This window comes from Oscillospiraceae bacterium MB24-C1 (genome assembly GCA_030913685.1).
Lineage (GTDB): Bacteria > Bacillota > Clostridia > Oscillospirales > Ruminococcaceae > Yanshouia.
Map to the genome: position 1 here is coordinate 374,832 of CP133187.1, position 22,415 is coordinate 397,246.

A 22,415-nucleotide genomic window follows, 5' to 3' on the forward strand; every position below is an offset into this window, starting at 1 on the left:
CTCATATCCTATTAAGGCATAAACAAGGCGGCGCGGTGCCCGTGCGGCTTTGTCGAAAATATGCAGAGTAGAAACAGCGCGTCAAGTGTCGGTGGATGGGAAGTTGCCGCCGAACGAAGGGTAAAAACCCGCGGTGCTGTTTCGCGTCCGCTGCCATCTGAAGAAGTTCTCTTCATGTGGCCCCACCATGCGCCTGTCTGAAAGCGCTTTTCAAACGGGCTGTTACGAGGAGGCAAACATCATGAGATCCAAATCCGCTTTTAAGATTGCAAACATCGCGTTGCTGATTGCTCTGGAAATTGTACTTTCCCGGTTTCTGTCTATCAGCACACCAATTGTTAAAATCAGCTTTTCGTTTGTACCACTTTCAATGTTGGCCATGCTCTATGGGCCGTTTTACGCGGCCGCAGGTGCGGCGATTGCCGATATTATTGGCGTCGCGCTTTTCCCGCTGGGGGCCTATTTCCCAGGGTATACCCTGACAGCGGCGCTGACAGGGCTGACCTATGGACTATTGCTTTATCAAAAGCCAAAGTCGTGGGGGCGTATTGTTTTAGCGGTGCTGATTGTCGGCCTGGTGCTCAATCTCGGGCTTAACACCGTCTGGATTCAGATGACCACCGGCAAGGCTTATATGGCGCTTTTAGTGCCGCGAATTGTCAAGTCCCTGACCATGGTGCCAATTATGGTGCTGATAATCCGATTTGCATGGGAAAAGCTCTGCCCACTGGCGACAAAATTTGCCGAATAACTTTAATGTGAAGGGAACCGGAGAAGCCGGTTCCCTTTAGCTTGTCGAAATTACTTTCGCTTTGTTTAATTTTATATCAAGCTTACAAAACCTGTTTTTTCGTCTACAATACGAACAAACAGGCATAATTTTGTGCCTCGTCACAAAAGGTTAGGCTTCGTTGGGTTGCTTACACGGGTGGGTTGCATGATTAGGTGCTGTTTCCGCCGTGCTTTCACCTCTAATCTGTTGTTGTTTTTAGAGGTGTGGGGCAATTAGTGCCGGACACGAATAATTTACGTCTTAAATCTTTACACCGCATGCGGTTTAAGGTAAAATAGATGCGAAACATCTATTCCGCTGTGGCGATGCCTAATGGCTCCCCCAAGGCGGAGGCAATTGTCCTTTGATGGACAATTATACCACCCCGCGCATTGCGTTTGTGGTACAATAGAATAAAAATGATTGGAATGATTGGATGGGTCTAAAATACAAAAGAGTGCTGCTCAAATTAAGCGGTGAAGCGCTGGCGGGCGGCGCGCATTTTGGTCTGGACTATAAAACGGTGCTTTCTATTTGTAAAAGTATAAAAGAATGTGTAGATGTTGGCGCACAGGTTGCCATTGTCGTCGGTGGCGGTAACTTCTGGCGCGGTCGCGATAACGGCGGCATGGAGCGCACAAGAGCCGATCATATCGGCATGCTGGCTACAGTGATGAACTCACTTTCTTTGGCTGATGCGCTTGAATCGCTCGGGGTAGAAACCCGCGTACAGACTGCGATTGCCATGCAGTCCATCGCCGAGCCTTATATCCGCAATAAGGCGGTTCGTCATATGGAAAAGGGCAGGGTCGTCATCTTTGGCTGTGGCACCGGCAACCCCTTCTTTTCTACCGATACGGCTGCGGCATTGCGCTCGGCCGAGATCAATGCCGATGTTATTCTTATGGCCAAGATGGTCGACGGCGTTTATAATGACGACCCAAAGAAAAACCCCAACGCCAAGCGGTATGATCAGATATCTTTTTCTGAAATTCTTAACAAGGAACTGGCGGTAATTGATTCCACCGCCGCTTCACTTTGTCGCGATAACCGTATGCCTGTCTTGATTTTTTCCCTGCAGGATCCGCACAATATTGTCAGAGCGATACAGGGAGATGAAATAGGGACTATTTTGAGGGAGGAAGCTTAGATGAACGACTTTGTAAAAGGCTTTGAAACTAAAATGACCAAAACCATTTCGGTGCTGCGCCAGGACTATGCCGCGATTCGTGCTGGACGCGCCAACCCCACCTTGCTTGATAAGGTGACGGTGATGTATTACGACGTACCTACCCCAATCAATCAGGTTGGTTCCGTTTCAGTAACCGAGGCGCGAACCCTCACGATTACCCCATGGGACCGCACAGTTTTAAAGGCGATTGAAAAGGCCATTATGGCTTCTGATATCGGCATTAACCCACAGAACGACGGTTCTGTGATTCGGCTCATGTTTCCGCCCCTGACCGAGGAGCGCAGAAAAGAGCTTTGCAAGCAGATTTCCAAGATGGGTGAGGAGTCTAAAGTGGCGATCCGGTCTATCCGCCGTGACGCTAACGACAAACTCAAGGCACAGAAAAAAGAGCTTCCTGAAGATACCATCAAGGATATTGAAAAGCAGGTTCAGGATATCACCGATAAATACTGCAAGGAAATTGACCAGATTTCTGCTGCCAAGGAAAAGGAGATCATGGAGGTTTAAGAACCTTTATTTATAGCTTGAAATGACCGTCTTGGCGGCGCTTTTTGCGCCATACTGTGTTGAAAATGCGTGGAATACATCTGGTATTCTTATCCTTTTCACCTAGTCTGGCGCAAAAAGTGCTTACCAATCCGGCATCTCTCACTTATGAATACAGGTTCTAATTTTGCTCTTTGATCGTCTGGAGGACCATATGGATTATTCTCAAACCACGGCTGCGGGCGTTCCTACTCACATTGCCATTGTTCTAGATGGCAATGGCCGTTGGGCAAAAAAGCGCGGTCTTGCGCGCAGTATTGGGCATCGTCAGGGTACTAGGGCGCTGAGGCCAGTCATTCGGCACTGTCAAAATATTGGTGTGCGTTACCTGACACTTTATGTGTTTTCAACCGAAAACTGGAATCGCCCCCAAAACGAAGTGGATGGTATTATGAATCTGCTTCAGGAACATTTTGACGAGGCGACCAAATCTGCCGGCGAAAATATTCGGATACGCGTATTGGGCGATGTGTCGCGTTTTGATGCGGATTTGCAGCAACAGATTGCCAAGTCCGTACAGGATACTGCTCAAAATACCGGTTTGACGGTGAATTTTGCGCTCAACTACGGCGGCAGGCAGGAGCTTGTTTATGCGATGCGCAAATTGGCAGAAGCGGTCGAATCCGGCGATTTGAAGCCGGAGGACATAGATGAAGCAGCTATTGATAGGCAGCTTTATACGGCAGACATGCCCGATCCCGATTTAATTATTCGCCCCAGCGGGGAGCAGCGGCTCTCTAACTTTTTGCTGTGGCAGTGCGCGTATTCGGAGTTTGTGTTTATGGACGTGCTTTGGCCGGACTTTAAGACGAACGATCTCGATGCCGCAATTGCCGAATATGCCGGGCGCAACCGCCGGTTTGGAGGCGTGTGATGAAACAGCGTGTCATTTCTTCGATCGCAGGGCTTATGATTTTGGCTGTGGTATTTGCTTTGTTTGATACCATCGTGCTCAATATTGCTGTTGCCATTATAATCGTCATGGCGCTGTATGAGTTGATTGAGGCGGCGGGGCAGAAAAGAAACCCAACCTCTTTGGTAGCGCTGGTACTTGGTTTTGCCATCCCTTTTTTCAGCACCAGTCTGCTTAACAATATTTTGGCCTCCGTCTGTTTTTTGTTTTCGCTTGCGCTGTTTTGTATGCTGCTCAGATATCACGACGCTGTTCGGGTTGAGCAGCTTGGCTTTGTGTTCTTTTTTACCATGTTGATCGGCTTTGCCGTCACCTGCTTTGTTTATATGCGAGATATTTTTGGCGTGGTCATTGGCTTTTATGGCATGCTGGTATCGTTATGTGGTGCGTGGATGAGTGACACGGGTGCTTATTTTTTTGGAATAGCGTTTGGCCGGCATAAGCTTGCGCCCGATATCAGCCCCAAAAAGACCATTGAAGGGTTCTTTGGCGGCATTGTAGTTGCGCTGGTTTCTCAGCTTATTATTGCGTTTGCTTATGTGCAGATATGTCGCTATTATGGTACGCCGGTAGAAATCAACTATCTGCGGCTTGTATTGGTTTCTCCGCTTATTTCGCTCATCAGTGTTATTGGCGACCTTTCTGCCTCGGTGATGAAGCGACAGTTTGGCATCAAAGATTTTGGCAATATTATGCCTGGGCATGGCGGTGTGCTAGATCGCTTTGACAGCGTGCTTCTGGTAGCACCATTTGTCTACAATTTGTTTTTATATGCTCCTTTGATTGTCGTGAAATGAGGCGTAGGATTTGACTAAACAATTAACTATTCTTGGCGCGACCGGTTCCATCGGTACGCAGGCTTTAGATGTGGCAAAAAATTTGAATATGTCGGTGTATGGGCTTTGCGCTCATCAGAACACGGCGCTTTTAGAACAGCAGGCGAGGGCATTTCACCCTCGCTGTGTTGCAATTGGAGATGTCGCGTTGTATAAGACCTTGAAGATCGCTTTGGCGGATACCGATATTATCGTGACAGCCGGGTCGGATGCGGTGACCGAGTTGGCCGCACAGCCTGTGGATTTAGTGCTCAACGCCGTGGTGGGTATTGCTGGGCTAGGCGCGACAATGGCTTGTTTGCAGGCAAAAAACACGCTGGCACTAGCTAACAAAGAATCGCTCGTCACCGCAGGCGAGCTGGTGATGTCAACGGCTAAACGCCATAATGTACCGATTATTCCGGTTGACAGTGAGCATTCTGCAATTTTTCAGTGCTTAAACGGCGAAAATTGTGATAGAATAAATAAGATCATATTAACGGCCTCAGGTGGTCCGTTCTTCGGTAAAACGAAATCTGAGTTAAAAAAAATCACCCCAGCACAGGCGCTCAAACATCCAAATTGGCAGATGGGTCAGAAAATCTCGATCGATTCAGCGACCCTGATGAACAAGGGATTGGAGCTCATTGAGGCCATTCATCTATTCGATGTTTCGGCGCGGCAGGTTGAAATCCATGTGCATCGACAGAGTATTTTGCATTCGGCGGTGGAATTTTGTGACGGTAGCGTAATTGCGCAGCTTGGTTCCGCTGATATGCGCACGCCGATACAGTATGCGATTACCTATCCCGACCGTCTGCCAGGGGTCAGCAAAACGCTGTCATTGTTCGAAGTCGGTGCGCTCACCTTTGAGCATGCCGATCCAGAGACGTTTTTGTGCCTTGCGGCCGCTCAAAAAGCGGCGGAATTAAAGGGGCTGTATCCCTGCGCTGTCAATGGAGCTAACGAGGAGGCAGTTGCGTTGTTTTTAAAAGGGAAGATATCGTTCCTAAAAATCGGCGAGCTGGTTGAAAAGGCGCTGTCGCTGCCGTGCGACAGGCAGGACTACAACTTAAAAACGGTCTACGAAATAGATTCCGCCGCACGTGAGTTGGTGCGGCAAAGCGTGTAGGGTGCTTATAATGAGCCCCGAGCTTGATTTTAAGAAGGGCGTGTGAGACATTTTGAGCAGTGGCCTTACAACGGCAGTTGCAGCAATTTTAATTTTCGGCGCAATTATCTTGTTCCATGAACTGGGACATTTTACCGTTGCAAAATGGGCGGGTGTGTCGGTGCATGAATTTTCAATCGGCATGGGTCCCGCGATTTTTAAACGCGAAAAAAGCGGAACGCTTTATTCGCTACGCATTCTGCCGGTAGGCGGCTATGTTATGCTGGAGGGTGAGGATGAGCCGGTGGATGCGCCGGGCTCCTTTTCCGGTAAGCCGCTGCTGCACCGGATAGCGATTTTGCTGGCAGGTTCGTTTAATAATCTAATTATGGGTTATCTAATCCTAGTGGTGCTCACCATCATGACCGGCTATGTTGGCACCACGCGCGTTGCGCTGTTCAACGAGGGCGCTGTGAGCTCACAGCAATTGCAATTAGGAGATAAAATTACCAAGATCAATGGACATTGGGTGCATACCTCAAACGACATCACCTATGAATTTTTGAGAGATCGCGACGGTCTGATTGAGATGACGGTGCAGCGAAACGGCGAGTCTCTGACACTACCGCCAGTCCAGTTTAAAATGGAGCAGCTTGGCGAAGGGGTGCAGGCCATCGACCTCGACTTTAAAGTCGCTGCAGTTCCGGCACAGTCGCTGGAATATGTGACCTATCCGTTTAACTGGGGTCTTTCGATCATCAAACAGGTTTGGGGTTCGCTCATCGATGTGGTCACTGGGCGCTATGCCGTCAACCAGCTCTCCGGACCGGTGGGGGTGGTGAGCGCCATTGGGCAAGCCAGTAAGATGGGGTTTGAAAACCTGCTACTCATCGCTGCCTTTATTGCGATTAACATTGGCATCTTTAATTTGGTTCCGTTCCCCATCTTAGATGGCGGCAAGATTATGATTGCGGTTCTCGAAGCCATCATCGGTCGTAGGATTAACCAGCGGGTGCTGGAATGGATTATGATGATCAGCGTAGGGTTACTGCTGACATTGATGCTGTATGTCACATGGAATGATATTTTTCGCCTATTTCAATAAAGGCGGCTTAATTGGCTGAGCATCGCGTTACGGTGTTTGGCCAATTTTTGTTAAAGGAATCGAGGAATTTGCATAATGAGAAAACAATCAAAAACAGTGTGGGTGGGTAATATTCCGCTTGGATTTGGGCATCCGGTGGCAATACAGTCGATGCTAAACGTTCCCTCTTACGATATTACGGGTAGTGTTGCGCAGGCCAAAGCACTTGAAGCGGCGGGGTGTCAGATTATCCGTGCGGCGGTGCCCGACCATGACGCGGTGCGGCTAATTGCGGCACTGAAAGAAGCGGTTTCAATGCCTGTTGTGGCTGATATCCATTTTGATCACCGGCTTGCATTAGAATGCGCGGAAGCGGGTGTAGACAAAATTCGCATTAATCCGGGCAACATCGGCGGGGCCGATAGGGTGCGGGCGGTGGCGAAAGCCTGTAATGCCAAGAACATCCCTATACGCGTGGGTGTCAATTCCGGCTCGGTTGAAAAAACGTTGTTGGCAAAGCACGGCAGCCCTACCGCCGAGGCGATGGTTGAAAGTGCTGCAAATCATCTGGCCCTGCTAGAACAGGCCGATTTTAACAATAGTGTCCTATCGTTAAAAAGCTCGGATTTAAAAACGATGATAGAAGCCTACCGCCTTGCGGCGGAGCGGTTTGACTACCCGTTGCATCTAGGCGTAACCGAGGCGGGAACCGAGCGCATCGGTATGCTTAAATCTGCTATCGGTATCGGCGCACTGCTCATAGATCACATCGGCGACACCATCCGTGTCTCGCTGACGGCCGACCCGGTGCAAGAGATCGCAGCAGCAAAAGATATTTTAAAGGCGCTGGGGTTAAAGGGTAGCGGGGTGCAGCTTGTGTCCTGCCCAACCTGTGGGCGCACCCGCATCGACCTTGTTTCGTTGGCGCATCGGGTGGAGGACGTGCTGAAAAACTGTCCCTGCGACCTCAAGGTCGCTGTGATGGGCTGCGTCGTCAACGGGCCGGGCGAGGCCAAGGAGGCCGACATCGGAATCGCGGGTGGCGACGGCTGTGGCGTAATCTTCGTCAAGGGCAAGATCGTCGAAAAAGTGCCCGAGGAGGAACTGCTACCCGCGCTGCTCAAAAGGATAGAGGAGATGACCCATGCCAAATCGGATGAAAAAACAGACCTTTGAGGAGTTTGTCGCGTTGTTCGGCGGCCTGACTATGCAGCAACAGCTTATTCAGGCCCTCAAAGAGGTTGAGGAAATACATATCGCTACCAAATCCAGAAGTCTGTCTATTGCAGTTGTCTGTGCCAGGCTGTTGCTTTGGGATGAGATTCGCTTTTTAGAGCGCAGCCTTGAAAGCCGTTTATCGTTATCTCAGGCGCGGTTTTTGCCACGCTATCATGGACTTTTGCCAACAGAAGGCTATTTTGACGTGCTCTTAAATGAGCTACGCCGCGAAGGGGTTCCGGTCAACGGTTTTTTAGAGGGCAGTGCCGCGTCGTTTAACGCTCAGGACAAGCTGTTAAAAATTGCCCTGAAAAACGGTGGCGGGCGTCAGCTGGAGGAGATGGGCTTTGTCGATAAGCTCCAATCGCTAATCGCTGACCAGTTCCGGCTGGATTGTGACATCCAGTTAGTCGGCGAAGTGGAGCTGACCGATTCTAACCCTGTTCTGCTTCAGATTGAACAAGAGGTTAAGATGGCTAAATTGGTCAAGCCACAGGGCCCGCAGCTGCATAAACTATCCTTTCAGGCAAAAAATTTGCCGTTTATTGAGGATTCGATGGAGCTGATTTACGGCAAGCCGATCAAGGGTGCGCTAACACCGCTCAACGAAGTCAATGAGGGCAGTGGCCGGGTCGCTGTCTGGGGCGATGTTTTTAAAATTGAGACCCGCGACACCCGTGACGGTTCGCGTCGGATATTCAGCATCTACCTGACCGACTACACGAGCTCCAACATGATCAAGATGTTGATGGACATGCAGGAGGTCGGCCCGTTAGAACGCATCAAGGTAAGGGACACCATCGTCGTTCAGGGTGACGCCTCATTTGACAAATACGACCGAGAGGTCAATATAAGAGCTTACCATATTGCAAGAGTACAAAAAATCACGAGGCAGGATACCTCTGAAAATAAGCGCGTAGAGTTGCACGCCCATAGCAAAATGTCGGCGATGGACGGCATTGTTTCCGCCACCGATCTGGTTACTGCTGCCGCTAATTTCGGGCATCCGGCCATTGCCATCACCGATCACGGAGTGGCACAGGCTTATCCGGATGCAGCAGCTGCCGCCCAGAAGATGGCCAAGGCTGGAAAACCGATTAAAATTCTCTATGGTGTTGAGGGGTACCTCGTCAATGATCAGATTCCCGCTGTGACAGGCGACGGTACCCAGTCGATTGATAGCGAAATGATTGTTTTCGACCTTGAGACGACCGGTCTTTCCGCTGCCAATGAACGTATTATTGAGATTGGCGCCACCAAGATCAAAAACGGTGAAATTCTGGATGAGTTTGATATTTTTGTCGACCCACAGCAGACGCTGTCACCCGAAATTATTAGGCTTACCGGCATCACCGACGAAATGTTAGTCGGTGCACCAAGCGAGGCAGAGGCGCTTGAGCAGTTTTATGAATTCTGCGGCGGCGAGAACGCCGTTTTAATTGCGCATAACGCACGTTTTGACACATCGTTCTTAAAGGTTGCCGCCAGAAGGTGTGGCAAGCCTTATAACTTTACAGTTGTGGATACGCTGATTTTGGCGCGCGCTGTCTATTCTGAGTTGAAATCCTTTAAGTTGGGCAAGCTGGCGGATTATTTGAACGTGGACGAGTTCCAGGCCCACCGCGCCTGCGATGACGCGAGAGCGCTGGCACAGATATTCTTTAAAATGACCGCAAAAATAAAAACCAATGGAACGCTGGAAACAGTGAGTGACCTGAACACCTCGCTGGACGCAGTTGATTTTAAGAAAGTTCCAAGCTATCACATCATCATTCTGGCGGAAAATCTAGTCGGTCTTAAAAATCTTTACCGACTTATTTCTGAAAGCCACGTCAACAACTTTTATAAAAACCCGCGCATCTTAAAAAGCAACATCATTAAATGGCGCGAAGGGTTGATTCTCGGCAGCGCGTGTGAGGCGGGTGAGCTGTTCCGCGCGCTGATGGAAGGCTCGCAATTTAGCGAGCTGTGTGAAGTGGCGAAGTTCTATGACTTCTTAGAGGTACAACCGATTGGCAACAACGAATTTTTGCTGCGTAACGGACGCTGCAAATCTGAGGATGAGTTACGCGATCTCAACCGCACCATCGTGCGGGTGGGCGACCATCTCGGCCTTCCGGTTTGCGCCACCGGTGACGTACATTTCCTAAACCCGGCCGACGCAACGTTTCGCGCGGTGCTCATGGCGGGCTTAGGCTTTTCCGACGCCGACAACCAGGCGCCGCTGTACCTTAAAACCACCGATGAAATGCTCGAGGAATTCTCTTATTTTGGCGAAGAAAAGGCGTTTGAGCTGGTGGTGAAAAACCCCGGTATGATCGCCGAGCGCATCGAGTCTATTAAGCCGATTCCCGACGGAACTTTTCCGCCCTCCATCGAGGGTTCAGACGAGGAGTTAGAACGCTTGTGCTGGGAGCGCGCAAAGCGTATCTATGGTGATCCCGTTCCGGAGCTGGTGGCGACCCGCCTGCAAAAAGAGCTGGATTCTATCATCAAAAACGGCTTCTCGGTCATGTACATTACGGCACAGAAGCTTGTGGCTAAGTCTGAGAGCTTAGGTTATCTCGTCGGTTCGCGTGGCTCGGTTGGCTCATCCTTTGCGGCGACCATGTCGGGCATATCCGAGGTCAACCCTCTGCCACCGCACTATGCCTGTCCAAAATGTCAATACAGCGAATTTATCACCGATGGTTCGGTGGGTTCCGGTTATGACCTACCGCCAAAGTCTTGCCCCAACTGCGGAGGCGACTGCGTTCGTGACGGGCATGATATTCCATTTGAGACCTTTTTGGGCTTTAACGGTGACAAGCAGCCTGATATCGACCTCAATTTCTCCGGCGAATGCCAATCGAGTATCCACAAATATACTGAGGAGTTGTTCGGTGCTTCTCAGGTGTTTAAGGCCGGTACAATCTCGACCATCGCCGAAAAAACCGCCTATGGCTATGTGAAAAAATACCTCGCCGAGCGCAACCGCATTGTGCACAAGGCCGAGGAGGAACGTTTGGCCATCGGATGCACCGACGTCAAACGCACAACGGGTCAGCATCCGGGCGGCATGGTTGTCATCCCGCGCGGGATGGAAGTCACGGACTTTACACCGGTGCAATATCCGGCGGATAAGAGCGATTCCGGTATGATGACCACCCACTTTGACTTTCATTCGCTACACGATACGATTTTAAAGCTTGACGAACTGGGGCATGACGTGCCGACCATGTACAAACACCTCGAGGATATGACAGGCGTCAAAATCGGGGATGTACCCAACGGTGATTCCGAGGTCATCAGCCTGTTCACATCGCCTGCGGCGCTTGGTGTGACTGAGGAGCAGATCGATTGCAATACCGGTTCGTTGGCGCTGCCTGAGATGGGGACGAATTTTGTCCGCCAGATGCTCGTCGAAGCTCAGCCAAAGAATTTTTCAGACCTTTTGCAGATTTCGGGCCTTTCGCACGGAACCGATGTATGGTTGGGTAACGCGCAGGATCTGATTCACAACGGCACCTGCACTATTTCACAGGTTATCGGCACGCGTGACAGCATTATGGTTTACTTGATGCATAGGGGCTTGGACCCGGGATTGGCGTTTAAAATTATGGAGATCACCCGAAAGGGTAAAGCGACCTCAAGTCTGACGCCTGACATGGTCAAAACTATGAGGGAGCATGATGTTCCCGACTGGTATATCGAAAGCTGTTTTAAGATAAAATACATGTTCCCGAAGGCGCACGCCGCAGCTTATGTTACCTCGGCGGTCAAACTGGGGTGGTATAAAATCCACTATCCGCTGGAATTTTATGCGACTTATTTTACTGTTCGCCCAGAAGATTTTGATGCTGAAACCGTCCTGATGGGCAGGGGTGGGGTCAAAAGCCGAATCGATAGTTTGCGCAGCATGGGGCTGGAGCGCACCGCCAAGGACGACAACCTTTTGTACGTGTTGAGCATCATCTATGAGATGCTGGCGCGCGGCTTTGGCTTCTTGCCTGTTGACCTGCAAAAATCCTCAGCCGATCGCTTTACGGTGGAGGGGAATAACATCCGTCTTCCGTTCGGTGCGCTCAAGGGCGTAGGTGGTACAGCGGCACAGGGGCTGTATGAAGCAGCAAAAAAAGGTCCGTTCTTGTCTATTGATGAGTTTGCAGAGCACGCGGGTGTATCCAAAACGGTCATTGAATCGCTTAAAAACTTGGGTGCATTTGGTGATTTGCCTGAAACGAATCAAATTTCTTTATTCTAGTTGACAAAAATCAATTTATACACTAATATGGCAATATGTTAGCGTACTAAAGCGAACTACTACTACATACATGATTGCGGGTGTCTAAATGAATCAGTTCAGCAAAATTACGCCGGATGGCACAAAAGACCGGTTGTTCGACGAGTGTGAAAAGCGCGGTCGGTTTACCCAGGCGCTGCGTGCGTTGTTCGAGTCCAGGGGATTTGGTGAGGTTTCGACCCCGGTGCTGGAATATTATGACGTGTTTGATACCGCGCGGGCTTATTTTTCGCCGGAGAGTATCTACAAGTTGGTTGACCATACCGGGCGTATTCTAGTTTTGAGGCCGGACTGCACGATTCCAATTGCACGTCTCGTCGCCTCCCGCCTTAAAAACGAGAATGGACCGCTGCGCATTTTTTACAATGAAAATATATACCGCTACGCAGACGGCAACAGTGCTATTTCCGGAGAAATTGCCCAGATGGGTGTGGAATACGTTGGTGGTGGCTTGCCGATCTGCGACGTTGAGATTGTCGAATTGGCCTGTCGCAGTTTGCGCTCGGTATGTGGGGCCGATTACCAGTTGGAACTTTGCCACATCGGCTATTTCAATGCGCTTATCGACAGCCTGAACACTGACGCCGACACCCGCGAGCAGATCAGGGAGTTGGTTGAACATAAAAATTTTCCGGCACTCGACCAAATTTTGGATCGGTTTTCTGATTTTCCAGCGCAAAAAGCACTTAAAAAACTACCGGCGCTGTTTGGTTCGGCGGCGGTGCTTGATGAGGCGCGCAGCTTGTTTAGAAGCGAGGCGGCGGACAAAGCGCTCGATTACCTTGCCTACATTTACCGTTCGCTCTCGGTACTGGGGCTGGACAATCACCTGACCATCGACTTAGGGCTGGTGAATCAGGCAGATTATTACACCGGCATCATCTTTCGGGGATATACCGCAGGAGCCGGCGAGCCGGTGCTTTCCGGTGGGCGCTACGATGGGCTGATCAAGGAATTCGGCGAAGATCGCCCCGCTACCGGCTTTGGCGTCAATCTTGATATACTTTGCGAAAAGACTGAGGCGACCGCCGTTATCAAGCTGCCGTCCGCGGCGGTGCTGGTGGATGAAACCAGCGATATCAAATTGGCTTTTGAACTGCTCGACCGTTTGGGCAATCAGCGTTTTTGCGCACAGTTGCTTCCTGTGGCCAGTATTGCCGATGCCGTCCTGCAAAGTGGCTTTGATCGCACGTTTGTCGTCACAAGCAGCGATAGCAGGGAGGTGCTGGCATGAGTAACACCATTAGAATGGCGTTGACAAAGGGGCGCATCGAAAAGGGCGCGATCGCACTGCTCGAAAAGGCGGGCTATGGCTGCCAAGGTCTCAAGAATAAGGGGCGGCGGCTTATTGTTCCCACCGACGGTGGCGAGATTGACGTTGTTTTTGCCAAGGCCGTCGACGTGATCACCTATGTTGAGACCGGGGCATGCGATATTGGCATCGTCGGTAAGGATACGATTTTAGAAAATGGCCGTTCCTTTTACGAAATGGCAGATTTGGGCATCGGGAAATGTCGCATGGTGCTGGCGGCCCCCAGAGGCAAGGATGTTTTTGAAGGATATGCCGCTAAACGCATCGCCAGCAAATACCCCAAGATTACCGCCGACTATTTTGCTCGAAAGCAGATGGACGTTAAAATACTTAAAATAGAGGGATCGGTGGAGTTAGGCCCGGTGCTGGGTATCACCGACGCGATTGTCGATCTGGTCGAAACCGGCAAAACACTGGACGAAAACGGGCTAGAGGTTGTCGAAACAGTCTGCGAGGTATCAACCCGTGTGATCGTCAACATCGCAAGTCTGAAGCTTTCTAAGAATCAGATTCAGGAAATTGTGGAGCGCTTAAATCAGGCAAAGGAGGCGGCGAAATGATTAAAACAATTAAAGCTGACGGCGTTTGTGAATATGAGCTTTTTGAAAAGATGCGCAGCCGATCGGTCGAAACCGATCGCACGGTGACCGCTGCCGTTTCTGATATTGTAGAAGCGGTGCGCACCCGTGGTGACGATGCCGTGCGCGAATACACCACCAAATTTGATAAGCGCTGCCCCGAGGTTTTTGAGGTGCCGCGCGAGCTGATCAACGACGCGCTGACCGAAGCCGATCCCGACTTTGTCAGCGCGATTCTAAACGCTCAGGAGAATATTGTTGCATTTCACCAACGGCAAAAGGCGCAGAGTTTTATCGATACGCAGCCGAATGGTGTTATTTTAGGTCAGCGGGTGCGAGGCTTAAAGCGGGTCGGGCTATATGTACCCGGTGGTACGGCGGCTTACCCGTCGTCGGTGCTCATGAACGCAATTCCAGCCAAAATCGCGGGTGTCGAAGAGTTGATTATGGTTACACCACCCGACGAAAACGGTAAACCGAACCCAGATATTCTCACGGTGGCAGCCATCTGCGGTGTCGACCGCATATTCCTAATGGGTGGTGCACAGGCGGTGGCAGCGCTGGCGTTTGGCACCGAGAGCGTACCCAGAGTGGACAAAATTGTCGGCCCTGGTAACATCTTTGTTGCGACCGCTAAAAAGTTGCTGTTTGGTACCGTGGATATCGACATGATCGCCGGCCCGAGCGAGATTCTGATTATGGCGGATGACAGCGCCAACGGGCGCTATGTCGCCGCAGATATGATGGGGCAGGCTGAGCACGACCGCATGGCCTCCGCCGTGCTGCTGACCACCAGCGAACGGCTGGCTAAAGAGACGGTCGAGGAGCTCTCCCGGCAGATTCAGACTTTGCCGCGCCGCGAGATTATAGAAGCTTCTTTAAAAGATTACGGCGCGATCATCCTGTGTGAAAGCGAAGCGCAGATGATCGAGCTGGCCAATACGCTGGCACCCGAGCATCTTGAGGTGCAGATTCGAGAGCCGATGCGGTTGTTGGGCGTTTTGGATAACGCGGGCTCAATATTTCTCGGGGAATATACTCCCGAACCACTGGGCGATTACTATGCGGGCCCAAACCACGTATTACCGACCAGCGGCACCGCCCGCTTCTTCTCGCCACTTGGTGTGGACAGCTTTGTCAAACGCAGTGCGTTTTTATACTACACCAAGGAGGCTATGCAGCAAAGCGCTGCCGACATCCTGACCATTGCACAACGCGAGGGACTTTCGGCCCACGGCAACGCAGTACAGGTTCGCCTTGACGACACATTTTAGCAGAAAGGGGATACACCATGAGACTAAATCCTGCTTTGGAATCGCTTTCACCCTTTGCCTACTGTGGCACCGATTATACCACCCGCCTAGACGCCAACGAAAGCTGCGTTCCAATCCCCAAAGCACTGCTGGATGAGATTGCGCAGGGCATTACGACTAAGCTGAACTTAAACTGCTACCCCGACGACCGTACCGTTACGCTGAGAAATGCTTATGCCAAGGCGTTCTCGGTAGACCCCGAATGTGTGGTACCTGGCAACGGCTCAGATGAATTAATTAATATGATCGTTGGGCGGCTTATTGCGCCGGGGGGCGTCGTACTGGGGTTTGAACGCGATTTTGGCAGCTATTGGAGCAATGCGGCGATCTTTGGACGAAAAGCTGTCAAACTACCGCGCCTACCGGACATGACTTTCACGGTTGATATGCTGATTGAAGGTGCAAAACAGCATAACGCCGATCTTATTATTTTCTCGAATCCTAACAATCCCAGCGGCGCACAGCTGTTGCGGGACGACGTTATCCGCTTAATTGAATCGGTGGATTGCCTTGTCGTCGTGGATGAGGCTTACATGGATTTTTCCGATCAGTCGGTTCTTGATTTAGCGGGAAAATATAAAAATCTTATCGTGTTGCGTACATTGTCAAAGGCGATAGGTGCAGCGGGCATCCGAATTGGGTTTGCCATTTCAACCCCGAAGCTAACCTATGCCATGCGCTCGGTGCGCGACGCTTATAATGTTAGCTCGGTTGACCAGATGATCGCCACCATCCTTCTTGATCATCCCGAATACCGCCGGGCAACCCTTGCCGAAATCCAGCGACTGATGGAGATTATGAAGCGTCGGTTGGCCTATATCGCCGGGCGCTCCAAGCAGAAAATTGTTGTCTACCCCTCAGTGGTCAATTTTATGCTGCTGTGGCTAGAGGATGCTAAGGCCGTGAGTGACGCGCTGCATGAAAAAAATATTTCGTTGCGGCAGTTTGACGATCATCTGGTTCGCATCAGCGTCGCCAGAGAGGATATTTTAAACCATGTTCTCGACGAGTTGGAAGCCATTTTGACCAAATAGGGGAGTGTTTGACATGAGAACCGCTACTATTACCCGAAAAACAAAGGAAACCGATATCGCGCTGTCCCTAAATTTAGACGGCAGAGGTAAGGTTGATATCAATACCGGCGCCGGGTTTTTTGACCATATGCTGACGGCGTTCGCTGTTCATTCCGGCGTGGACCTTTCGGTGACCTGCAAGGGCGATCTGGAAGTGGACTGCCACCACACTGTTGAAGATGTCGGCATTGTGCTGGGGCAGGCGTTTTTGCAGGCTGTGGGTGACCGCGCGGGCATAGCACGCTATGGGCATTTTATGCTACCGATGGACGAAGCACTAGCTATGGCGGCCATCGACATTAGCGGCCGGGCGTATCTGGTGTTTGACGCCGAGTTTAAAAGCGCACAAATCGGCACTATGGATACCCAGATGGTGGAGGAGTTCTGGCGAGCATTTACGATGAACGCCGCTGTGACGCTACACCTAAAATTGTTGTACGGTAGCAATGACCACCACAAGGCCGAGGCGCTCTTTAAGGCTGCCGCCCATGCGGTTAAAATGGCGATTGTCATTCAAAAAGAAAAAGTAGTCCTTTCAACCAAGGGCTGTTTGTAATGACGCCCAAGGCAAGAGGGGGATTATGATGATTGCGATTGTCGATTACGGTGCAGGCAATCTTTTTAGCGTAAAAAATGCCTGCGATTTTTTATCTATAGAGACGGTAACCACCAGTGAAGCTTCAATTTTAGAAACTGCCGACGGTATTATTTTACCGGGCGTGGGCGCGTTTCCTGATGCGATGAAAATGCTTAGCGCAACCGGCCTGATTCCTACCATCAAGGCGCAAGCAAAGAAAAAACCGCTGCTTGGCATCTGTCTTGGCATGCAGATGCTGTTTGATTATGGCACCGAGTTTGGAAAATGCGACGGTCTAGGACTGATACCGGGTTATGTCGATCTGTTACTCTGTAAAGATTTAAAGCTGCCGCAGATCGGTTGGAACTCTCTGACGTTGCATCAGTCTTCGCCAATTCTGGCGGATACCCAAGATGGCGATTATGTTTATTTTGTACATTCCTTCGGTGCAGTCTGCGACGCGCAATATATTCTGGCTAGCACTGAATATGGTTGCGAAATCCCCGCGTTGGTAGGCAACAAAAATGTGTTCGGTGCGCAGTTCCACCCCGAAAAGAGTGGTGAGGTGGGGCTTAATATGCTCAAAAACTTCGGGAAGTTGGTGGAAAAATGATTATTTTACCGGCAATTGATATCAAAGATGGCAACTGCGTGCGTCTGGTCAAGGGCGACTTTGCCACGGTACACCGGGTTGCCGAAGATCCTTTAGAGACTGCTTTAGGCTTTCGCGCGTCGGGCGCGGTGTGGCTGCATATGGTCGATCTCGACGGTGCGTTGCAGGGTGCACGTGTCAATGCCGCTGTGTTCACCCAAATTGCGGCAGAGAGTGGATTGAAGGTTGAGCTAGGCGGCGGCATTCGCGATATGGCTGCAGTAGATTATTATCTCTCGCATGGCGTACAGCGGGTAATTTTAGGTTCGGCAGCCCTGACCAACCCACAGCTGGTGGACGATGCCGTTCGCAATTTTGGTGAGCAAATCGCCGTCGGCATCGATGCCAAAAACCGAATGGTTGCCACTCGCGGCTGGCTAGATGCTAGCGAGGTGGATTTTATAGAAATGGCCAAGAGAGTGGAAGATAAAGGTGTAAAGTATATTATTTTTACGGATATTTCGCGCGATGGAACGCTGTCCGGACCGTCCATTGACCAGCTCACTGAGCTTAAAAATGCAGTGGACTGCAAGATCATTGCATCCGGTGGCATCGGGCAGCTTTCGGATATTGACCTGCTAACAAAAGCTGACCTATATGGTGCAATTTGCGGTAAGGCGCTCTATGCTGGAACACTCAGCCTGTCTCAGGCAATTATGGCGGGAGGCGATCAGTCATGTTAGCAAAGCGCATCATCCCGTGCCTAGACGTTAAGGATGGCAGGGTGGTCAAAGGTGTCAACTTTGTCGGTCTGCAAGATGTGGGCGACCCGGTAGAATGTGCTGTTGCTTACAACAATCAAGGTGCAGATGAAATAACTTTTCTTGATATCACCGCCACGCACGAGGGTCGGGGCACCATGGTAGATGTCGTACGCCGCACCGCAAAAAAGGTGTTTGTACCGCTGACCGTCGGCGGGGGCATCGGTTCGGTGGAAGATATTAAGAATCTTCTGCGGGTCGGTGCCGACAAGGTCTCGCTCAATTCTGCCGCCGTACGAAAGCCCGAATTGATCAGCGAGGGCGCTGAACGGTTCGGCAGTCAGTGTATCGTGGTTGCTATCGACGCAAAAAGAACGCCGGAAGGGACCTTCACCGTTGTTATTAATGGCGGACGTATCGACACCGGTATCGAGGTGCTCGGTTGGGTTAGAAAGGTCGTCGAGCTGGGTGCGGGTGAAATTTTGCTCACCTCAATGGATACCGATGGTGTTCGCGGTGGGTTTGATATTGAACTGACCGATGCTGTTTCAAAAGCGGTAAATGTACCGGTCATTGCCTCTGGAGGTTGTGGAAAGCTCGAACACTTTACAGAGGTATTTCAGAAAACCGGGGCGGACGCGGCGCTGGCTGCGAGCTTGTTTCACTACGGTGAGCTGACGGTCGGGCAGGTCAAGGAAGATCTGCGCGCCTGCGGCATCCCGGCGAGGAGGTGAGCGACAGATGGATTTAGATTTGTTTTTTAAAAAAGGGGAGCTCATCCCTGCAATTGTACAGGAAACCGGCACGAAACAGGTACTGATGCTCGCCTACATGAACCGCAAAAGCCTTGAGCTGACGCTTAAAACCGGCTACACCTGGTTTTATAGCCGCTCCCGCCATGAACTGTGGAACAAGGGAGCAACCTCGGGCCATGTGCAAAAGGTACTTTCTGTCTACGGTGACTGCGACAACGACACGTTACTAATCGAAGTTGAGCAAATTGGTAACGCCTGCCACACGGGTACGCACAGTTGTTTTTTCAATAAAATATGATAAAGTGATCATACCAATATGTTTGCTATTTTTTAAAAATGTCGCTATTGCTATATATAAATGGGACGGTCAGTTATTTGAGGCAGAGAATAAAATATTAGTGCCCCCGATTGCAGCTTTATTGACTGCGATAGGGGGCACTAACGTTTTTCAGTTTCTTTAATGTTGTCTAAAATACTATATTGATGCCTAATGCTGTCGGGATCATCTCTTGAGCTACGTCCCGTTTTTACTCTACATGTTTCAGTCTATTGAAAAAGCGACAAAAACGGAACGTCTTTAACCTCAAATAAGCGGTCATTTAGATATTGCAGATGCTCGGCCCGTTCCCCGGCGCAAAACTTTAGCCGATAGGCGTACAGCGCCTGAAACTTAAAGCCTGTCCCTTTATTTTGCTTTGCTGTACCGTATTTGGTGTCGCCTAGCAGGGGATGGCCGGTGCTACTCATCTGAGCGCGTATCTGGTGGGTGCGTCCGGTTAAAAGCTCAATTTCAAGCAGTGAATAGCGCTCGTTTTCTTTAAGCGCCCGGTATTTTGTCACGGCCGTTTTGGCTCCCGGCTGTGGGGAAGAAAACACTTCCACCCGGTTTTGGGATTCATCCTTGAGCAAATAACTTTTGATCGTTCCACTCTGGGGCGAGATGCGGCCGTGTACTACACAGAGGTAATATTTTTCGATCAGTCTGTCACGGATCAGGGCATTGACAACCCTGAGGGTAGCGGCGTTTTTCGCGGCGATTACAATGCCGCCGGTGTTGCGGTCTATCCGGTTGCACAAAGCGGGTGCAAAGCTGTTTTCGGCTGCGGGGTCATATTCTTTTTTTTCATAAAGATAGCGTTGGATGCGCGCAATCAATGTGTCACGCTCACCTGTGTCATCCTCGTGCACCACCAGACCCGGTTCTTTGTCAGCCAGTAGGATGTTTTCATCCTCATAGACAACCGAAAGTTTTTGTTGTGCGGCTAAAAAGGCGAGAGCAGAGGTTTCGTCCGGCGGAAAAAACTCGTCGTTGATATAGAGCGCGACCATATCGCCGGGCGTCAACACCGTGGCATTTTCGGCTCGCTTATTGTTGACCTTAATTCGTTTTATTCGAATGTAACGTTGTAACAGCGAAGAAGGTAGGGAAGGTGCCACTTTTTTTACAAACCGATCCAATCGTTGACCGGCATCATTTTCATTTATTATAAAAGATTTCATCTTGTCCTCGCTTTTTAGATGGTATTGGACATGTATGTAACGCAATAGATGCGTTGCAATTATTATACCACAATAACAGCCATCATTTCCAGACAACCATAGCGGATTATTCATTGTATAATATTGCGCTTATACTCTTTAAATTCCATATAGTTTAAGCTATAATATTTTTAGATGGCCCGTTTTGAACGGTTTGTCCGATGCTCCTGTTTCTGGAAGTACCAACATGGGATTAAGGAGGGAATGGCTTGTCTCAGGTTCACACTGGGCATCGTGAGCGGCTGCGAAAGCGGTTGGAACACGAAGGGCTAAACGGTTTTCAGCCGCACGAAATTCTTGAGCTGATTTTGTTTTATTCCATTCCCCGTGCGGATACCAATCCGATTGCACACCGGCTGTTGGCACATTTTGGTTCGCTTTCAGCCGTACTGGAAGCACCGCAAAGCGAGCTGATGAAAGTTGAGGGAATCGGCGCGGCCAGCGCTACGCTGCTTTCGATGATTCCGGCTATTGCCCGTCGCTATCTCGTCGATAAAAACGACGCTGGCGTCGTGCTTGATTCACCACAAAAGCTCGGTGAATTCATTCACCCATATTTCATCGGGACCAATAACGAACAGCTTTATTTGATCTGTCTGGATAAAAAACGCAAACTGTTAAACTGTACGCTGTTGGCCGAGGGCTCGCTGGGGAAGGTTTCGGTTGATATGCGGCTGATTATAGAAACGGTGGTGCGATGCTCGGCCTCTTCGGTGGCGCTGGCACATAACCACACGCAAGGTTTTGCGCTGCCTTCACATGATGACATCAGAGTGACGAGCCGCGTCGCTGAAGCACTTAAAATCCTTTCGGTTGATGTGGTAGATCACATTATCGTGGCGCGAGATGACTACGTCTCATTTGCTCAGTCTGGGCTATTCATCACAGCATAGGTGCAGTACGCCGAGCTTATGCAGGAGTTAGACATATCGGTTTTCTTTAGCCGCATGACCTAACCATCTTGTGGTGCACCAGATGGTTTAGATAAAAAAGGTATTTATGCACGACGTTAATGACAATGATTTTTATGGAATATGTAAGCGGGGGTTTTTATATGGTGTTAGAAAATTTTGATGTGGTGTTAAAACGCGCAAAATCGGCTGTGCGCACCCGACGGGTTGTGGTTGCAGGCGCGGCGGATACCCATGTGATTGAGGCAGTCTTAGCAGCCAAAAATCTCGGTATAGCAGAGCCGGTGCTGGTTGGTGATAAGTCGGAGATCAGCGCGCTACTCACCGCGCTAGGAGCCGCCCCTGAGCATTTTTTAATGATAGCCGGACAATCCCCTGCAGAATGCGGTGAGATAGCGGTGCAACAGATCAAGTTGGGTAACGCCGACTTTATCATGAAGGGGATGATTGAAACCCGCGACGTGCTAAAGCCACTGGTCAAAAAAGAAAACCAGCTCCATACCGGCAGGACGATGTCACATGTCGGCTTTTTTGGAATTCCAGGCGCTAAAAAGCTGATGATTATCACCGACGGCGGTATGCTGATTAACCCTACGCTGGAAGAAAAGCGCGATATAATCAATAACGCAGTGTCATTGCTATGCGATATCGGCTATAAAAAGCCCAGCGTCGCAGTGCTGTGCGCCGTTGAGACGGTCAGCCCTAAGATGGTGGAGACGACCGACGCACAGGCGCTGGTTGAGATGAATCGCGCAGGGGATATCCCCAACTGTACAGTGGTTGGGCCTATCTCCTACGACTTAGTCATGAGCAGCGACATCGCGCAGATCAAGCACTACGATTGTCCTCATTGCGGCGATTTTGACATTCTGATTGCGCCAACTATGGCCTGCGGTAATATTCTGGCCAAAAGCTGGATTCTGACGGCGGGCGCCGATATGGCGGGGCTGATCGTTGGGGCTAAGGTGCCGGTGGTGCTTAACTCGCGCGGTTCTTCCGCGCAGGAAAAACTATATTCAATGGCGCTGGCCGCCATTTCTTCGCCCGATTAAGTGTAAAAGGGGGAATATT

21 protein-coding genes and 1 riboswitch are annotated in these 22,415 nt (G+C 50.4%); of the genes, 20 read left to right on the forward strand and 1 reads right to left on the reverse strand.

Translation table 11 applies throughout. The features are described from left to right. Positions 1–61: 61 nt before the first annotated feature. A riboswitch (THF riboswitch) is annotated at positions 62–155 on the forward strand. A gap of 86 nt (positions 156–241) precedes the next feature. The 18 genes from RBH76_01840 to hisI all read left to right on the forward strand — a co-directional run bounded on the left by RBH76_01840 (position 242) and on the right by hisI (position 19,192). Next, on the forward strand, positions 242–751 hold the full coding sequence (locus RBH76_01840; GenBank protein ID WMJ84189.1) for a folate family ECF transporter S component: 510 nt from the start codon (positions 242–244) through the stop codon (positions 749–751). Between the two features lie 457 nt (positions 752–1,208). Beyond that, on the forward strand, positions 1,209–1,922 hold the full coding sequence (pyrH, locus tag RBH76_01845; protein WMJ84190.1) for a UMP kinase: 714 nt from the start codon (positions 1,209–1,211) through the stop codon (positions 1,920–1,922). After that, positions 1,923–2,471, forward strand: coding sequence for a ribosome recycling factor (gene frr, locus RBH76_01850; protein WMJ84191.1), 549 nt, complete (start codon positions 1,923–1,925; stop codon positions 2,469–2,471). A gap of 193 nt (positions 2,472–2,664) precedes the next feature. Next, entirely contained in the window at positions 2,665–3,384 is a 720-nt protein-coding gene (locus RBH76_01855) for an isoprenyl transferase (protein WMJ84192.1), read from the forward strand. Further along, positions 3,384–4,220: a phosphatidate cytidylyltransferase gene (locus RBH76_01860; protein ID WMJ84193.1), complete on the forward strand. Its 837-nt coding sequence runs from the start codon at positions 3,384–3,386 to the stop codon at positions 4,218–4,220. Before RBH76_01855 ends, RBH76_01860 begins: the two co-directional genes overlap by 1 nt. A gap of 10 nt (positions 4,221–4,230) precedes the next feature. Beyond that, positions 4,231–5,370, forward strand: coding sequence for a 1-deoxy-D-xylulose-5-phosphate reductoisomerase (dxr, locus tag RBH76_01865; GenBank protein WMJ84194.1), 1,140 nt, complete (start codon positions 4,231–4,233; stop codon positions 5,368–5,370). Between the two features lie 52 nt (positions 5,371–5,422). Then, positions 5,423–6,454: a site-2 protease family protein gene (locus RBH76_01870; protein ID WMJ84195.1), complete on the forward strand. Its 1,032-nt coding sequence runs from the start codon at positions 5,423–5,425 to the stop codon at positions 6,452–6,454. 75 nt (positions 6,455–6,529) lie between these two features. Further along, positions 6,530–7,609, forward strand: coding sequence for a flavodoxin-dependent (E)-4-hydroxy-3-methylbut-2-enyl-diphosphate synthase (gene ispG / locus RBH76_01875; protein WMJ84196.1), 1,080 nt, complete (start codon positions 6,530–6,532; stop codon positions 7,607–7,609). Then, entirely contained in the window at positions 7,578–11,894 is a 4,317-nt protein-coding gene (locus tag RBH76_01880; protein WMJ84197.1) for a PolC-type DNA polymerase III, read from the forward strand. Before ispG ends, RBH76_01880 begins: the two co-directional genes overlap by 32 nt. Before the next feature lie 88 nt (positions 11,895–11,982). Further along, complete coding sequence (gene hisZ, locus RBH76_01885; GenBank protein WMJ84198.1) at positions 11,983–13,167, forward strand: ATP phosphoribosyltransferase regulatory subunit; 1,185 nt, start codon at positions 11,983–11,985, stop codon at positions 13,165–13,167. After that, complete coding sequence (gene hisG, locus RBH76_01890; protein ID WMJ84199.1) at positions 13,164–13,805, forward strand: ATP phosphoribosyltransferase; 642 nt, start codon at positions 13,164–13,166, stop codon at positions 13,803–13,805. The genes hisZ and hisG overlap by 4 nt, the downstream gene beginning before the upstream one ends. Further along, positions 13,802–15,097 carry a histidinol dehydrogenase gene (hisD, locus tag RBH76_01895; GenBank protein ID WMJ84200.1) on the forward strand — a complete coding sequence of 432 codons (1,296 nt, stop codon included), beginning with the start codon at positions 13,802–13,804 and terminating at the stop codon, positions 15,095–15,097. The genes hisG and hisD overlap by 4 nt, the downstream gene beginning before the upstream one ends. A 17-nt stretch (positions 15,098–15,114) precedes the next feature. Further along, entirely contained in the window at positions 15,115–16,170 is a 1,056-nt protein-coding gene (locus tag RBH76_01900; protein WMJ84201.1) for an aminotransferase class I/II-fold pyridoxal phosphate-dependent enzyme, read from the forward strand. A gap of 13 nt (positions 16,171–16,183) precedes the next feature. Further along, on the forward strand, positions 16,184–16,765 hold the full coding sequence (gene hisB, locus RBH76_01905; GenBank protein ID WMJ84202.1) for an imidazoleglycerol-phosphate dehydratase HisB: 582 nt from the start codon (positions 16,184–16,186) through the stop codon (positions 16,763–16,765). A gap of 28 nt (positions 16,766–16,793) precedes the next feature. Beyond that, positions 16,794–17,399, forward strand: a complete 606-nt coding sequence (gene hisH / locus RBH76_01910; GenBank protein WMJ85183.1) for an imidazole glycerol phosphate synthase subunit HisH — start codon at positions 16,794–16,796, stop codon at positions 17,397–17,399. Further along, positions 17,396–18,121 (forward strand): 1-(5-phosphoribosyl)-5-[(5-phosphoribosylamino)methylideneamino]imidazole-4-carboxamide isomerase, encoded by a 726-nt coding sequence (gene hisA, locus RBH76_01915; GenBank protein ID WMJ84203.1) that lies wholly within the window; start codon positions 17,396–17,398, stop codon positions 18,119–18,121. Before hisH ends, hisA begins: the two co-directional genes overlap by 4 nt. Continuing rightward, positions 18,115–18,873, forward strand: a complete 759-nt coding sequence (gene hisF, locus RBH76_01920; protein ID WMJ84204.1) for an imidazole glycerol phosphate synthase subunit HisF — start codon at positions 18,115–18,117, stop codon at positions 18,871–18,873. The genes hisA and hisF overlap by 7 nt, the downstream gene beginning before the upstream one ends. 7 nt (positions 18,874–18,880) lie before the next feature. Further along, the gene (hisI, locus tag RBH76_01925) at positions 18,881–19,192 is read left to right on the forward strand and encodes a phosphoribosyl-AMP cyclohydrolase (protein ID WMJ84205.1); all 312 of its coding nucleotides are present in this window, start codon (positions 18,881–18,883) and stop codon (positions 19,190–19,192) included. 248 nt (positions 19,193–19,440) lie between these two features. Here hisI and RBH76_01930 read toward each other — a convergent pair whose 3' ends face one another. Next, on the reverse strand, positions 19,441–20,394 hold the full coding sequence (locus tag RBH76_01930) for an RluA family pseudouridine synthase (protein WMJ84206.1): 954 nt from the start codon (positions 20,392–20,394) through the stop codon (positions 19,441–19,443). 248 nt (positions 20,395–20,642) lie between these two features. Here RBH76_01930 and radC point away from each other — a divergent pair, with 248 nt between their 5' ends. After that, positions 20,643–21,326, forward strand: coding sequence for a DNA repair protein RadC (radC, locus tag RBH76_01935; GenBank protein ID WMJ84207.1), 684 nt, complete (start codon positions 20,643–20,645; stop codon positions 21,324–21,326). Positions 21,327–21,487: 161 nt separating this feature from the next. Beyond that, positions 21,488–22,396, forward strand: coding sequence for a phosphate acyltransferase (locus RBH76_01940; protein ID WMJ84208.1), 909 nt, complete (start codon positions 21,488–21,490; stop codon positions 22,394–22,396). Positions 22,397–22,415: the final 19 nt, after the last annotated feature.